11 protein-coding genes are annotated in these 15,931 nt (G+C 45.7%); 10 read left to right on the top strand and 1 reads right to left on the bottom strand.

Features of this window, described 5'->3' with window-relative positions; genetic code table 11:
* The first annotated feature begins 2 nt into the window (after window positions 1–2).
* Window positions 3–893 carry a glycoside hydrolase family 43 protein gene (locus tag AC1DVJ_RS16655; protein ID WP_477592374.1) on the top strand — a complete coding sequence of 297 codons (891 nt, stop codon included), beginning with the start codon at window positions 3–5 and terminating at the stop codon, window positions 891–893.
* Between the two features lie 388 nt (window positions 894–1,281).
* Here AC1DVJ_RS16655 and gdhA read toward each other — a convergent pair whose 3' ends face one another.
* Window positions 1,282–2,652 (bottom strand): NADP-specific glutamate dehydrogenase, encoded by a 1,371-nt coding sequence (gene gdhA / locus AC1DVJ_RS16650; RefSeq protein ID WP_477592358.1) that lies wholly within the window; start codon window positions 2,650–2,652, stop codon window positions 1,282–1,284.
* A 290-nt stretch (window positions 2,653–2,942) separates the two neighbouring features.
* On the opposite strand from gdhA, the gene AC1DVJ_RS16645 reads away from it, so the two are divergent.
* From AC1DVJ_RS16645 to AC1DVJ_RS16605, 9 genes are all read left to right on the top strand, one after another.
* Complete coding sequence (locus AC1DVJ_RS16645) at window positions 2,943–3,716, top strand: arylamine N-acetyltransferase family protein (protein WP_477592357.1); 774 nt, start codon at window positions 2,943–2,945, stop codon at window positions 3,714–3,716.
* Window positions 3,717–3,960: 244 nt separating this feature from the next.
* Window positions 3,961–5,079, top strand: a complete 1,119-nt coding sequence (locus tag AC1DVJ_RS16640; RefSeq protein WP_477592356.1) for an FG-GAP repeat domain-containing protein — start codon at window positions 3,961–3,963, stop codon at window positions 5,077–5,079.
* A gap of 208 nt (window positions 5,080–5,287) precedes the next feature.
* Entirely contained in the window at window positions 5,288–6,412 is a 1,125-nt protein-coding gene (locus AC1DVJ_RS16635; RefSeq protein WP_477592355.1) for a glycoside hydrolase family 88 protein, read from the top strand.
* Between the two features lie 163 nt (window positions 6,413–6,575).
* Complete coding sequence (locus AC1DVJ_RS16630; protein WP_477592354.1) at window positions 6,576–7,562, top strand: ABC transporter permease; 987 nt, start codon at window positions 6,576–6,578, stop codon at window positions 7,560–7,562.
* Between the two features lie 42 nt (window positions 7,563–7,604).
* Entirely contained in the window at window positions 7,605–8,480 is an 876-nt protein-coding gene (locus AC1DVJ_RS16625; RefSeq protein ID WP_477592353.1) for a carbohydrate ABC transporter permease, read from the top strand.
* Window positions 8,481–8,604: 124 nt separating this feature from the next.
* Entirely contained in the window at window positions 8,605–10,281 is a 1,677-nt protein-coding gene (locus AC1DVJ_RS16620; protein ID WP_477592352.1) for an extracellular solute-binding protein, read from the top strand.
* Window positions 10,282–10,420: 139 nt separating this feature from the next.
* Complete coding sequence (locus AC1DVJ_RS16615) at window positions 10,421–10,564, top strand: hypothetical protein (RefSeq protein ID WP_477592351.1); 144 nt, start codon at window positions 10,421–10,423, stop codon at window positions 10,562–10,564.
* A gap of 21 nt (window positions 10,565–10,585) precedes the next feature.
* The gene (locus AC1DVJ_RS16610) at window positions 10,586–13,009 is read left to right on the top strand and encodes an alpha-L-rhamnosidase-related protein (protein WP_477592350.1); all 2,424 of its coding nucleotides are present in this window, start codon (window positions 10,586–10,588) and stop codon (window positions 13,007–13,009) included.
* A 636-nt stretch (window positions 13,010–13,645) separates the two neighbouring features.
* The gene (locus AC1DVJ_RS16605) at window positions 13,646–15,859 is read left to right on the top strand and encodes an AraC family transcriptional regulator (RefSeq protein ID WP_477592349.1); all 2,214 of its coding nucleotides are present in this window, start codon (window positions 13,646–13,648) and stop codon (window positions 15,857–15,859) included.
* Window positions 15,860–15,931: the final 72 nt, after the last annotated feature.

The raw sequence follows: 15,931 nt of genomic DNA, 5'->3' as shown, positions 1-15,931 counted from the left end.
CGATGATTAAAAATAGTGATATACAGATTAGGGACCCTTTTGTTGTACCTGTTGTTGAGGAAGGACAGTATTATCTGTTTGGCAGCACCGACCCGAATATTTGGGGCAAAGGGACTGGATTTGATGTCTATGTGGGACGAGACCTGCAGGAGTGGGAAGGGCCTTACACGGTCTTCCGGCCTGAAGCGGACTTCTATGCGGAGAACAATTTTTGGGCGCCTGAGGTGCACAAGTACCAGGATCGTTATTATATGTTCGCGACCTTCCGCCGGAAGGACAACAATTTGCTGGGCACAGCTGTCCTGGCAAGTGACAGTCTGTTAGGGCCTTTTACACCGCACAGTGAGGGACCCGTTACGCCGAAGGACTGGTGCTGCTTGGACGGGACGTTGTTCATCGATGAGGAGGGGCTGCCTTGGATCGTGTTCTGCCGTGAATGGCAGCAGGTCGCTGATGGTCAAGTTTGCGCAGTAAGATTGACGCAGGATCTTAGCGGCACAATCGGTGAGCCAGTCGTCCTTTTCTCCGCTTCACAAGCGTCTTGGCCGACATCCTTCCAGCATCCGCGTTTCCCAGGTCAAGATAACTACGTGACGGATGGTCCGTCCTTCTATCGCGCAGCGAACGGTGACTTGCTCATGCTGTGGGCCAGCTTCATTAATAATACCTATGCACTGGGAGTAGCTGCGTCCGCATCGGGTAACGTGCTGGGTCCGTGGGTGCAGGAGGAGCAAGCACTCTTTCAGAGCGATGGTGGGCATGGGATGCTGTTCCATGCGTTCGATGGAAGCTTGATGCTAGCTGTCCACACGCCGAACCAGACGCCGAATGAGCGGCCGCTATTCCTGAAAATCGAAGAGGTTGCGGGCAAGCTGAGGGTGCTTGGAGTTTAAGAAGTTAGGTTGAAATTGGAAGAGCTACCGCGAGGTAGCTCTTTTTGTGCATTAGTGCTGAAAAGAGAGGAGTTAGTCGAAAAAGTCGAGTAACTCGAGCACAGCGATCGTGCCGTTTGGAGTTGAGATAGTCGATGAAATCGACTAATTCGTACGCAAGAGTGCCATTTGGAGTGGAGATAGTCGATGAAATCGACTAATTCATGTGCGTCGTGTCATCTGGAGTGTAACTCGCATACGAATAAATAGGCTGTCCCAAAGTAGATTCCGCTACTCCAGGACAGCCTAACCAATTAAGGGACTATAGTTCCCATTCGATGTTCATTTCTCGCATTCAGCTACAATGGCGCATGCTAGTTCTCTTTCCTAGCAGCCAGCTTTTGGCTTCCTAAATGACACCTTGTGCAATCATGGCGTCGGCCACTTTGGTAAAGCCAGCAATATTGGCGCCTACGACGAGATTGCCCGGATGGCCATATTCTTCTGCTGCTTGGACAGCGCTTCTGTAGATATTTTTCATAATAGCATGAAGCTTGTCATCTACCTCATGGAACTGCCAGGAGTATCTCATGCTGTTTTGTGACATTTCCAGGGCTGATACGGCAACACCGCCTGCATTCGCTGCCTTAGCGGGTCCAAACAACACGCCTGCTTGCAGGAATACATCGATCGCTTCCAAAGTAGATGGCATATTCGCGCCTTCCCCGACTGCCTTTACCCCGTTGCTGACAAGGATACTCGCTGAAGCCTCATTAATCTCGTTCTGTGTTGCGCTCGGAAGTGCGATATCACATGGAATGGACCATATGCCGTTACAACCTTCCTGATAGGTTGCGGACGGATGCTCTTTAACATACTCGCTAATTCGCGTTCTTTCCACTTCTTTCAAACGACGAACCGTCTCAAGGCAGATTCCGTTTTTATCATAAATATAGCCATTGGAGTCGCTGCAAGCTACGACCTTAGCGCCTAACTGCACAGCTTTTTCAATGGAATATATGGCCACGTTGCCGGATCCGGAAACGACCACAGTACTTCCCTCGAAGCTAAGCCCCTTGGATTTCAGCATCTCATTCACAAAGTACACACAACCATATCCAGTCGCTTCGGTACGTCCCAAGCTACCGCCATAGATAATCCCTTTGCCAGTCAATACACCGGCCTCATAAGCTCCGCTAATTCGCTTATACTGACCGAACATGTAACCAATTTCGCGAGCGCCTACGCCAATGTCACCAGCGGGAACGTCCGTATCTTGTCCGATATATTTATAAAGCTCTGTCATGAAACTTTGGGTAAAACGCATGATTTCGTTATCTGACTTTCCTTTTGGATCGAAATCGGATCCGCCTTTACCGCCGCCGATCGGCTGACCTGTAAGGGAGTTTTTGAATGTTTGTTCAAAACCAAGAAATTTGATAATACTTGCATTAACGGAAGGATGAAAACGTAACCCACCCTTATAAGGCCCGATTGCACTGTTAAATTGAACACGGAAACCGCGATTCACTTGTGTTTTCCCTTGGTCATCTACCCATGGTACTCGGAAAGTGATTAAACGCTCCGGCTCCACGAGTCGCTCAAGAATACCGTGTTTCATATACTTCGGATGCTTGGAAAGAACCGGTATCAGAGACTCGAGAATTTCTTTTACAGCTTGATGGAACTCAGTCTCATACGGATTACGTTTGACTACGGTTTCGTAAATGCCATGTACGTATTCCTTTGCAACTACATCATTGTCTACTTGAACTAACACCATGTCATCCACCTTCGCGATTCAAATATAATAAAAAAGATTATTAGTATAGTTTTACCCTATTACAGCCATTTGGGCAACTAAAACTTACATGTTATGTAAGTTTACAAGCTTGTGTGATTAAAGTGCCCATATAAAATGGGGGATGTTACTTTTGTAATTATATACGGATAATCGAACTCCACGCTATTGGCAAACTATGGTATGATTTTGAAATAAAATAAAATCTATCTCCGATAACTGCCATTTTCATAGTAGCATGTGATTCTCCTAAGGACGGTGTCTTAAGAATGAGTAATAAAAACAATCAAATTCAGAGCTATCTGGATCGTATCGGTTTTAAAGGATCGCTCAATGGCAGTGCAAAGACGCTTGCCGACCTGCAAGAACGACATCTGTACACGGTTCCATATGAGAATTTAGATATTTTGGAACATAAAGCTTTATCCCTTGATCCGCAGGATCTGTATCAGAAGATCGTCATGCGCCATCGTGGTGGGTACTGTTTTGAGTCAAATGCATTATTCGGTTGGCTGCTGCGGGAACTTGGTTACAAGGTAACTGACTTGGTCGCCCGTTTTTGGCGCGACGAGCCGAATCAACCGCCAAAAAGGCGCCATCACGTCCTGAAGGTAGAAGCCGAAGGTGTCGACTACCTGTGCGATGTAGGTGTGGGCGGGATCGTACCCCTCAGGCCCATTTCTTTAATCGAAGGACTTGAACAACAGCAAGGCGATGAGTGCTACCGCCTCGAAAAAGATCCGTATTATGGCTGGGCCCTATGTGAACAGAAAAACAAGGGATGGCATCGCATTTACTCCTTCACAGAGGAGCCGCAACTACCAAAAGACTACCTATTTGCGAGTTTCTGGTGTGAAAATGCCCCTGATTCGATTTTCAACAAATACCCGATCGTTGCGATACGCACGCCGGAGGGACGGAATACACTTGCTGACCGCGAGTTCCGCATTTTCACCTCTACAGGTGTGAGGACCTTCACCCCGGAGACAGATGAAGCTTATAAAGAAGCTTTGTTAACGTATTTTGGGATTCAACTAATCTAAATTGGAATGAAAGCGCGGCTATCCCAAGCCGCGCTTCTTCAGCTCGCGTAGACAGTAATTGAAAATTGATCGGAGGACAGCTGTGATGAAACGTATGGTAGCCTTGTGTCTTTTGCTGCTAATACTAAGTGGATGTAGGGAATCTTCCCAGAGCTCCTTATCCGAAACAACAAGTTCACCATCACCAACACAACTTGCGGAACCAACGGTGCAGACAATAACTCAATCACAGGAGTCTCCATCTATGAGAATCTCCAAAGTAGAGGAAATCACGGGGCAATCCTTTCAGGTGGATTTGGAATCTTGGGGGAAAGTTCGGTTCGTTTCAGCCAAAAGTGTTAACGGGGATGGTACGACAGACCTTCAGCTCACTTTAAAGGATTTGGAAGGGAATCAACTTTATACGTTCCCGAATCCAAAGATAGTTGAAGGGTGGGATTTCTATTCCGTTAAAGCTATTTCCTTCAAAGATGTAAACCAAGACGGAAAAAAGGATGTTATCGTTTTGGCCGATTACTTAACAGGCATAGGTTCGGAGGGAAGTGTGCCATTTACGGTTCCAATGATTTATATTCAGAAGGGCAAGGAATTTCTCTCGGATTACAATGTGGATAACAGTTTGTCCAAATCTGGAAAAGTAAATACGATCGATGATGTTGTCACATACTTTAACCTGAAATTGCAGTCAACGGTTACTCCAACACCTGTGTCAGCAGTTCAATCTATAGAGGAAGTAAACAAACGGTTATGTAATTATGTTCTCGCTTCTAACTTGACCGAAGATGAGATCATCCATGCTTACTATACGGAGTACACCAATCAAAAGTTGGATCAATCCGAAGCTGGACAGGACCAGATGTTTGGTTATTTAGGCGAGTGCTTTGAACAAGAGATGGACAAACAACTTGCAAATCATAGTGAATTGAATAGCAAAGTGGAAAAGATTTATAAGACACTCGGGGAATGCATTGCACAACTTTCTACGATTGATTACATTCGCAATGGAGGTGGTACCATGTGGGGGCATAATGGGAATAGAGAATTAGGTTTGTATAAATATTACATGAATACGTATGTGAAAATGAAGCAAAAAGGTCCTTCAGCAACGCCTGGGAAATATGAACAACTTGCTAACACGCTGGACTCTCAAATGGACAAATTAAAGTCTCAAGGTGTTAAAGGTTTGGAAGAGTTTTTAGAACCCAAGAAGGTGAAAGAAGCTGAAAAAGACTTCGAGACAGCGTTCTTGCGTTTAAAAGAAGTCGTCCAGAGGTTTAAAGAACTGACAGCAGAAAAAGACGAGGCCTCCTTATTTTTATTGCAACATGTAGTGGACCGCGTGGGTTATTCAATTAATGAGTAATTATATGCTTATTTGAAAAAACAATTGTTTGGGGTGGGCGAAGCTCACCCTTTTTTGGTCAGGTTACCAACTTGGATGGTAATCTTTTTTTCGTTCAGCATTCTCACCCCTCAACGTCATCCTGTTAACCCAACGAAAACATGTATATTGAGCCAGCCGTTCTATCTGGGTATGCTTGGAGCATTCAACGGATGGGAGTGTACAGATGATGACAAGAGAACAATGGATAGGAGATGCCTGGGAACAAGGCGTCCGAAAAGTGAAGAACACGAGTCTCCGAGTAGGTGCGGGATTCCCGCATGGCTCGAACGAGGGGCAATTTCAAATGACCAGTCCGCATTACTGGACAGCAGGCTTCTGGCCTGGGATATTATGGCTCATTTATCAGGATCGGCAAGATGAACAACTACGCCTCTTGGCAGAGAGCTGTGAAACACAAATGGATGCTGTGATTGAGGCCTATGAGCCCTTAGATCATGATATGGGCTTCATGTGGACGCTAACTTCGATAGCGAACTGGCAACTCACAGGCAATGAGCAGTCCAAGCGCCGTGCTTTGAAGATTGCCAGCCATCTAGCTGGGCGATTCAATATCAAGGGAAGCTTCATACGCGCGTGGAACAGCCCTGAGCGCATCGGATGGGCGATCATCGACTGCATGATGAATTTGCCGCTGCTCTACTGGGCATCGCAACATACAAATGACCCTCGCTTTAAGCATGTCGCTGAAGCGCACGCCTTAATGGCTGCGAAGCAGTTTATCCGCGAGGATGGCTCCGCGTATCACATTGTTTGCTTCGACCCGGAGACAGGCGAACGCGTCGGCGCTCTTGGCGGCCAAGGCTATGCGGAAGAATCCGCATGGGCGCGGGGTTCGGCATGGTCGATTTATGGCTCGGTGCTCAGCTACCGCCATACCGGCCGTGCCGATCTTCTGGAAGCAGCGGAGCGTGCTGCCGCTTTCTTCCTGGCACACCTCCCCGAGGACCGTGTGCCATACTGGGACTTCCGCTTGCCGAGCTTCGAGGCGGCATCGCGTGATACGAGTGCCGCAGCGATTGCGGCAAGCGGGCTGCTGGATCTGGCTGCGCTCTGTGCAGGCGATCGCGCACTCTTTTATAAGGAACAAGCGTGTGCAATCTTGCAGTCCCTATCAGGCCATTACGTTGCAGATGATTCCGAAGAAGCAATTCTACTCGCTGGTACGGGCAACGTGCCGATGAATCAGAACATCAACAAGCCGCTCATTTACGGCGATTACTACTACATGGAAGCTTTAGCGAAACTTCAAGGATATCCCTCATTCTGGGAGCTAGGAGCACCAAAAGCTTAATATATCTAGCAAAATTCACATGTATATCCCTAGAAAAAGTGTATATCAGACAGCGAATATCCGCATTGTATAAGCCTGTTAACTGATCGAAATCATGTATATTGTACGGATGGCGGATCAGCAGGTACGATGAGTTCAAATTACAGAGCAAGGATGTGACAACATGAATCAAGCACTACCGCCTGCATCATCAGAGATAACAATCGAGCATGAGCGCAGAGTGAATTCCAAATCCAATTGGTTGGTTAGGAAGTATGGCAAACGCGTTCTTAAACAAAACATTCCCTTGTACATTATGTTTCTGCCCATCATTGCTTTCTTCCTTATATTTAAATACTACCCGATGACGGGGCTAGTTATTGCCTTTAAGAAGTACAGCTTCATTAAAGGGATCTGGGGCAGCCCTTGGGCAGGCTTCGACAGCTTTAAAATGATCTTTCAGAATAAACAAATTTTTGGTATCGTGTGGAACACTTTAAAACTGAGTGGGTTAAGCATCGTTATTGGTTTCCCCATGCCTATAATATTGGCGCTGTTGCTCAATGAGGTAAGGAAGATCCAGTTCAAACGGTTGGTACAGACATTGGTCTATCTACCGCATTTTCTTAACTGGGTTATTGTTGGGGGCATCGTTGTTACTGTCTTTTCACAAAGTACAGGTACGCTCAATCATTTTGTTGAAAAGATTTTTGGTGAGTCATATCCGTTCTTATATAAGGAATTCTCATGGATTGCCATCTTTCTGACATCGGGCGTGTGGAAGGAAGCAGGCTGGAACGCGATTATATATCTCGCTGCGCTAACAGCCATTGACCAAAGCTTATATGAAGCATCAAGCATAGATGGCGCCAATAAATGGCAGCAAACCATACGGATTACATTGCCTGCGCTTTTGCCAACAATCATTATTATGTTGATTTTGAAAATCGGACATCTGATGGAATTAGGCTTCGATCAAGTGTTTGTCCTTCAGAATAACGCTGTATTGGAAATCTCTGAGGTGATTAGTACATTCATGTACAAAATTGGTATTCAGCAAGCGAATTTCAGTCTTGCGACAGCGATGGGATTGTTTGAATCCTTGGTAGGGTTAATCTTGGTGTTATCTGCCAATCGCATTGCACGCCATTTCGGCCAAGGCTTATGGTAGGCGATTACATATCGCACTGACATCGTAAAGAAGGAGAAACTTATGAAACATACCCGAGGAGAGAAGTTATTTTACAACCTCAACTATATATTTTTATTGATTATTGGTCTCAGTTGTTTGTTACCTATTGTTCATATTTTAGCAATGTCACTTAGTGATAAGCATGCGTTGATGTCGGGAACGGTTAGCTTTTGGCCTGTTAATTTGAGCTATGACGGCTATAGGGCGCTGTTCAAGGAAAGCCCAATCGTCCAGGATTTTACCAATAGTTTGATTATTACAGTGGTAGGGACATGCCTGAACATGGTGTTCACAATCCTAGCTGCATACCCCTTGTCTAAGCGTTATTTTATCGGACGTAATTTCTATTCATTCGCTATAATTTTCACCATGATTTTCTCAGCTGGTCTCATTCCTACTTATTTACTGGTCCAAAAATTGGGGCTCATCAATAGCTACGGCGCTCTGTGGCTGCCTGGTTTGATTACGGTGTGGAATCTCTTGGTTTTGAGAAGCTTTTTCGAAGGATTGCCGGAAGAGTTGGAGGAGGCTTCGCGAATTGATGGTTGCTCGGAATGGCGCTTGATCATTCAGATCGTGTTGCCATTGTCATTGCCAGTCCTAGCTGCGTTATCCTTATTCTATGGGGTGGGCCACTGGAACGCCTTCATGAATGTACTGATTTACATCAATGATTCCAGCAAGCTGAATTTAGCGGTACTCGTGCAACAAATGATTCAGAATCAATCCTTGATGCAGGAGCTGACGAATACACAGCCTGAATTAGCAGCAGCAATTACGCCAGAGGGGGTTAAAGCGGCAGGGATCATTGTTATGACATTACCGATGTTGATCGTGTATCCGTTCTTACAACGCTTTTTCGTCAAAGGTGTCATGATCGGCGCTGTGAAAGGATAATGGTAATTCTATGAAAGGGGTGATGTGCAGCGCTAAACATGGTAGTCTTAGTTTTACAAGTAGATGATTTAATCGGGGTTATCTTAAAATTGCACGTACAAAACATGAGGGGTGACTTATTCATATGAATAAAATCAGCAAAATGAAAGCAACATCCATTTCCTTAGCTTTGGTACTTTCAAGCACGACGCTACTTGCGGCTTGTGCATCGGATAAAGACAAAAAAGATAGTGCAACGACGACACCAGGCGCTGCAAGCACGGTTGCGGCAAGTGCGACACCGGCAGGACCTAAGCCGAAGATTACGGTTTCCATTTATGATCGTAACAATGTACCTGAGGGTGAAGGCACGATTACGAATAACCGCTGGACAAAGTGGATTAATGAAAATGCACCTGTGCAAGTTGAGTTTATCCCTGTTCCACGCACGAACTCTTCGGAGAAGTGGAACGTCCTGTTCGCTTCGGGCCAAGCACCTGACTTAGTCATGGAATTCTCGAATCCCTATATGAAGGATTTGGCAGCCAAAGGGCAAATTATTCCGCTCGATGATGCCATTGCCAAGTATTCCACGAATTACAAAAAGGTGATCACAGGCAATGAGTCTTTACAGAAATTAACGAGATTTTCTGGCAAAACATTCTTCTTCGGTCGCACATTGCCGTTTACAGCCAACCATTATGTGATGATTCGCCAAGATTGGCTGGATAAATTGAAGCTTCCAATGCCAAAAACAACAGAGGAATATCTCCAAGTTGCGAAAGCGTTTACTGAGCAAGATCCTGACGGTAACGGCAAGAAGGATACACTTGGTTCGACTTTCTACGATGTGGACTATTTCTTCCAGTTAGGGCAAGCGAGTGATGAGACATTACCAATGATCACGTCTTATCATCTGAACAATGATCAATATCTACGGACATGGGATCGTCCAAAATCAGATTTAGCATTTAAAAAGAGTCTGTATGATGCAGGCGCTATCGATAAAGATACGTTCACAGATAAAAATGGTGCTAAAATGCAACAGGATTGGGTAAACGGTAAGCTTGGTATTTATGGTTCAGATGTGTTAGAAGGAATTAAAGGATACGATGTCTACAGTGCGCTGATCAAAAATAATCCAGATGCCAAAGTGACGATTCTACCGCTTCCGAAGTCTGAATTCGGTCAATTCTCACCTGCCGGTGCTGTACCAATGCAATTTACGTCTGCCATTAATGCTACAGCGAAGAACGTAGAAGCCGTTGTGAAATACGTCGATTGGCTTATGCAACCTGAGGTTCAAACGACATTGATGTATGGTATGGAAGGCGTTCATTACAAGATGGTAGACGGCTGTCCGAAACCAATCGACACGGAGAAAAACAAGAAAGAATTAAATTGGAATGGTGATTTCCAAATGATGTCTCAGACAGGCACGATGGGGAAATGTGTGGAGTATACGAACACATTGGATCCTTCGAAGCCGGTTGATAAAGCGTATATCGATTTAGTCAAGCAAGGTAGAGCTGCGTATATCACAGCGGATCGTCCTACAACGTCTGAAGTCGTGCTTCCAGTTACTCTAACGGATGATCTGACAGTTATTAAAAACACGTTGAAGAATACACTAACGAATATTTATACAAAAGCTGTTGTTAGTGGAGCAAGTTATACGGTTGAACAAGCGATGAAAGACGCACAAGAGGCTTGGGAAAAAGGCGGCGGTAAAAAAGTCGATGACTTCTATACAAAAGCCTATACGGATAACAAAAAAGACGTTATTTACACGAAAGATTATTATAAATTGTTGACGAAGTAACAAGTAATTAACTGAAATCATTTACGAAATAAGTTAATTTCCATGCGTTACTACATCATGTGCTTCCTTCCTGCTGCAAGTTAATTCGGGAAGGAAGCATATTTTGTATATATGACAACTCGAAGGGGCACTCCCTTCCATGATACGTGGAACAGAACCTTACCGGATTGAAGGGGTTACCTTTGATCAGATCTATATGACGGGAAGCACGAAGCCGGCAGCAACTTTGGAAGAGATGAATATACGTAATAACGAACTATATATTTTGAATGATATCCGATAATGACTGAAGGAGGTGATCTTATTGCGCATACTGCTAACGGATTTACCTTATAGTGGACAAATAGAAAGAAACCAATCACAAAAACCTTGGGAGCAGACGACGGGTTGGCCTTGCCGTTGGGTATCATGCAGTGAGGCCGGACAACCTCCATTCGTCATCGTTTACCGTTGCAAGTTCACTTTAAGTGAAGCTCTTCGCGTAAGGATACACGTATCTGGAGACGAAAGGTATGAGCTGTTTCTGGATCATAAAAGGATCGGCCGAGGCAGCGAACGTGGAGACCGCAGCAATTGGTTTTATGAGACTTATGAGGTCGAGCTCGCTGCAGGAGAACATCAATGGATTGCGCGCTGCTGGGCACTTGGCGAGCATAAGCCTTGGGCGCAGGTCAGCGTAAAGCCAGGCTTCTTGCTTAGTCCGGATGATGAAGCACTCGCACCGCTGATGGGGACTGGTGTTGCTGAGTGGGAAGCGAAGCCTATGCCGGGCTATCGTTTTGTGCCGCTGCCCTCCAGCATTGGTACCGGTGCAAAGTTGGACATTGACGGCGCTTCTTACGATTGGGAGGCTAATCTTGGGGAAGGCGACGGTTGGTTTCCGGTACAATTGGGAGAGTATGCCTACCATAGCACGGACAATTATCATTTCTCGTCGACACAGCGGCTTATGCGACCGGCTACCTTGCCTGCGATGCAAGAGGTTAGCTTCAAGCCGAGCACTGTGCGCTTTGTTGAGCAAGCAGGTATCTCGGGATCAGAAGGACAACCGATCGACGCAAGTCGCGATTTAATGGATGAGCATGAGCGTTGGCATGGAGTACTTAATGGTCAATCGATTTACATTCCTGCTCATACCCGAAGACGGGTCATTATTGATTTAGATGACTATTATTGTTTCTATCCTGAACTTGTCGTATCGGGAGGGAAAGGTGCTGTTATTCAACTTCATTGGGAGGAGTCCTTTTACGATGAAGCGGAAGGCGGACGCAAGTCGAATCGGAATGAGATTGAAGGTAAATGGTTTAAAGGTTACGGTGATACATTTCGTCCGGATGGCGGAGTGGACCGAAGCTTCGATACGTTGTGGTGGCATGCGGGACGCTACGGCGAGTTGATCGTAGAAACGGAAAGCGAAGCGCTACACCTTAATGAGTTTAGACTGTTGGAAACGAGATATCCCTTGGCAATGGAGGGTTTTATTGATAGCAGTGATGCACGTCTAAATCAAGTCGTTGCCAAGTCTTTCAGGACTATGCAAATGTGTGCACACGAAACTTACATGGATTGCCCTTACTGGGAGCAGCTCATGTATGCGGGGGACACGCGCATTCAGTCGCTTGTTACTTACGTGAGCACGCTCGACGATCGATTACCACGTAAAGCACTGGACATGTTCCGTGCTTCCCGCAACAACCATCTTGGACTTGTGAATTGTGCTTACCCGGAAAACGGCGGCAAACATATTTCCTCTTTCTCCCTATGGTGGGTGGCGATGGTCTATGACTATGCCCTTTGGCGAGGCGACTCGGCATGGATTCGTTTCATGATGAGCAGTGTACGGGACGAATTGGATCGGTTATTGCAAAATCGTTCATCGAATGGGGCGGTAAAGCTGCCTGTTTCATGGAACTTCATGGACTGGCAGACTGCGCCTTCAGATGCATGGAGCTCTGGTACCCCGCCGCATGGGGCGGATCGATTGAATGCGGCATACAACCTGCAGATGATTCATACGTTGGAGCTGGTCGCCAAGCTTGAAGCCTACTTAGGTGAACCAGAGTTGGAATCACGTGCGAATCGGCTGGCAAAGGATTTGAGCAGAGTGGTCCTGCAGCTGTTCTGGAATGAGGAGCGGGGGCTGTTTGCGGACGATACTGGCCATCAGTATTATTCGGAGCATGCTCAGGTGCTTTCCTTATTATGCGAATCATTTTCACCTAGACGAAAACGACAACTAGTGACTGACATGCTCAAGGCATCCGACTTGATGCGCACAAGCATTTATTTCGATCACTATACGTTCGAAGCGTTAGCGTCTGCAAATCACATTGAAGCGCTGTTGGGCCGACTCGAGCCTTGGTTTGGCATGGAGGCGAATGGTCTACGGACGACGCCGGAAATCTTCCTGGATTCGACGCGTTCAGACTGTCATGCTTGGGGGGCTCACCCGATCTACCATCTCTACACCAACTTGCTTGGCATTCGCCCGGCGTCGATGGGTTTTGACTCGGTCGTGATTCGTCCACAGCTCGGATCTTTAACCTGTCTGCACGGTAAGCTTCCGCACCCGGCTGGCTTAATTGAAGCGAAAGTGGAGAGCCTGGGAAGCCATTGGCTTGTTGAGGTTGCACTGCCCCAAGGTTTGCCTGGCACTTTGGTTTGGGGCAATGACATCTATCCCTTGAACGAGGGACAGAATGAGTTCAAATTTCCCTTAATTTTTTGATGCGTAATCGAAGTATTGAATTTATGTGTAAGTGCACCCGCAAGGGTGCGCTTACGGTGTTTTTGCGAACTTCAAAAGCCTCTTGCAGCATTGCTGTAGAGGCTATTTTTATGTATGGAGTAAGTCGATAATCGGCTTACTCGGTGGAAAAGGCAGTCAGCGGCCCGGAGATAGTCGATAAAACCGACTAACTCGGTGGAAAACGCGGCCTGCAGGCTGAAGATAGTCGAAAAAATCGACTAACTCGAGCGAAAACGCGGCCTGCAGGCCGGAGATAGTCGAAAAAATCGACTAACTCGAGCGAATACGCTGCCTGTAGGCTGAAGATAGTCGAAAAAATCGACTAACTCGAGCGAATACGCTGCCTGTAGGCTGAAGAAAGTCGAAAAATCGACTAACTCGAGCAAAACGCGGCCTGCAGGCTGAAGACAGTCGAAAAAATCGACTAACTAGAGCGAAAACGCGGCCGGCACAACGAAGTTGCTCGAAATCATCCATTTATGCACCATTATGGGATATTCTCATTGGGAACGAACCCCATGTTTACTCCGCGAAAGGATGTATATTGCTCGTTCACTCTTTCAAGGATAGAATGGTAAGATAAATACCCTTTTATGATGAAGGAGAGAGCCCAACTTGAGAAGAAATTGGTTCCGTCGCTTGCTACTTTCCTATGTCCCTGTACTTATTCTTATCGTTTGTTTATTCATATTTATTGGGGTCGTTCAGCTTAATGATCTGTCCCGCAAAGAAGCCCTGAAATCAAGCGGCGTGTATGTGCAAAATATCCAGAATAGCATCGACATGTCGTTGAACTCCATAGAAATGATGATGCTGGAAACGATAACTCGGAATATGAAGCTGACGACCTTCGCTGGCATGCAAAGTGATACGGTCTTTTTCATCGAACTTTCCCAATTACTTCAAAGCTTAACAGCTACCAATCCGTGGATTGATTCTGCCTATTTGTATCGGGCAGGTGATGGAACGGTTATTAGTGATAAAACAAAGGTGAATGTCGAGCAATTTGCAGATAAACCTTTCATAGAAAGTCATTTAGATCATCCCGAACTAGACAACTGGAGTCTGCCTCGTCCCTATCGGACGTTAAAAGATGGAAATCTGGAAGGTACAGTCATTTCCATGGCCCAAGGTGTTCCTTTGCAAAGTAAAGGGATTGCTATGCTCGTTATTAATGTGAAAGTGGGCGCCATTCAAGAGTTTCTAAGTAAATACGGTATTTCAGAAGTGAATCAGATTGCGCTCTATGATAGTCAAGGACATAAAATTTTCGAGCAAAATGGCAAAGATCCAAAGATCGATGATATTACGATCATATCCAACTATACAGGTTGGACCTATACAAGCACGCTCAAGAAAGAAGAGCTAGGCAACATTTTCAACTATATGAAGAGCGGTTGGTTTATTGTTGGTTTCTTAGGTCTGCTGCTAGCTATTGGTTGGATTGTGTATATCACACGTAAAAACTATAAGCCGATCGAAACGATCATGTCGCGTATCGAGAAGTACAATCAGGTGCACAAAGAGCATCCGATACAAGGACCGACGGTCGATGAGCTAAGTTATATTGATTACACGTTGAGCAGCATCATTGAGGTTAGTCAGGAGTATCAGAATCAAAGTCTCGTGAATCAGAAGTATCGACGCATCCAGCTATTTCACGAAATCGTAGATGGAAGCCGCCCGCTAGAACAGGCAGATTGGCAGAATGAGTTGATGGAACGTGGCATGAAGCAATTGGGAAGTGCCGCAGTCAGTATAGTCGAAATTGATAAATATACCGAGTTTATTAGTAGGCATTCCCGTGAGGATCAGGGGCTTTTTAAATATATTTTGAAAAAAGTAGTGGAAGAATCGGCAGAAGCCTGTGGTTTGCGCATTTGGCAGGAATGGGTCACGAATCATCGGTTATGTATTATTATTCTGGAAGAGCAGCAAGAGATTCCACTGGAGTCGATGATGCTGACGCTGACAGATCAGGTCCGTCAATGGATGCAGAATAATTTGAAGCTGACCGTGACATTCGGTTTGGGCTGTACGGTACAAGAGGTTCAAACGATATCCCAATCTTATGAATCTGCGGCAAAGGCGCTGGATTACAAGTCGGCGCTTGGCAGCAATCGGGTAATCGGCCACTGGGAAATTGAGCTATTGTCGCATGATGATCTTTACGTTTACCTGCAGTATGTACGAACGATTGCTCAAGCTTTCCGGGTCGGCAATGATGGGTGGCAGGAGCAGCTGCAGCTGCTATTTGAGGGTTTGCGCAGATTGATGCTTCCCAAAGAAGAGATTAGCGGGATCCTTAGTTATATGAACTATTATTTCTATCGGGAAATGATGGAGTTGCCACCTGAATATCAAGAGTTGTGGAATCGGGAATTCCGAACACCTTGGGATGAGAATATGGAAACGCTCGAAACGTTAGATGAGCTGGAATCCTTTTATCTAGTAACTATTTCTTCCTGTGCGAAAAAGATGGAAGCCATTCGTGTCAGCAAAGGCAATCACGGTGTGGTTCAAAAGGTACGTGACTATATCGAGGCTAATTTCAGTGACCCAGATCTCTCCTTATCGAGCCTTAGCGAACAATTTAACATGAATTCGTCCAGCTTAAGCACGCTTTTCAAAGAAGATTTCGGTGAGAAGTTCGTTGTGTATCTGTGCCAAATACGGATGGAGCATGCGAAGGAATTGTTAAGAACGACATCCCAGCCAATCCAAGAAATTTCGGAGCGAGTAGGATATTTGCATCAGATGTCTTTTATTCGGGCATTCAAGAAAATGGTTGGAACGACGCCGGGGGATTATCGGAAGGTCCACCAATAGGATCGGCATGCATGTTAATTGAACAAAGAATTGTAGATTGATGCGAACCTCCGAAGTAGGTAAAGTGAGTGA

This window comes from Paenibacillus sp. P4_A9 (assembly GCF_056402415.1).
The sequence above is the reverse complement of the archived record's forward strand: the minus strand, read 5'-3'. Positions and strand labels throughout refer to the sequence as shown.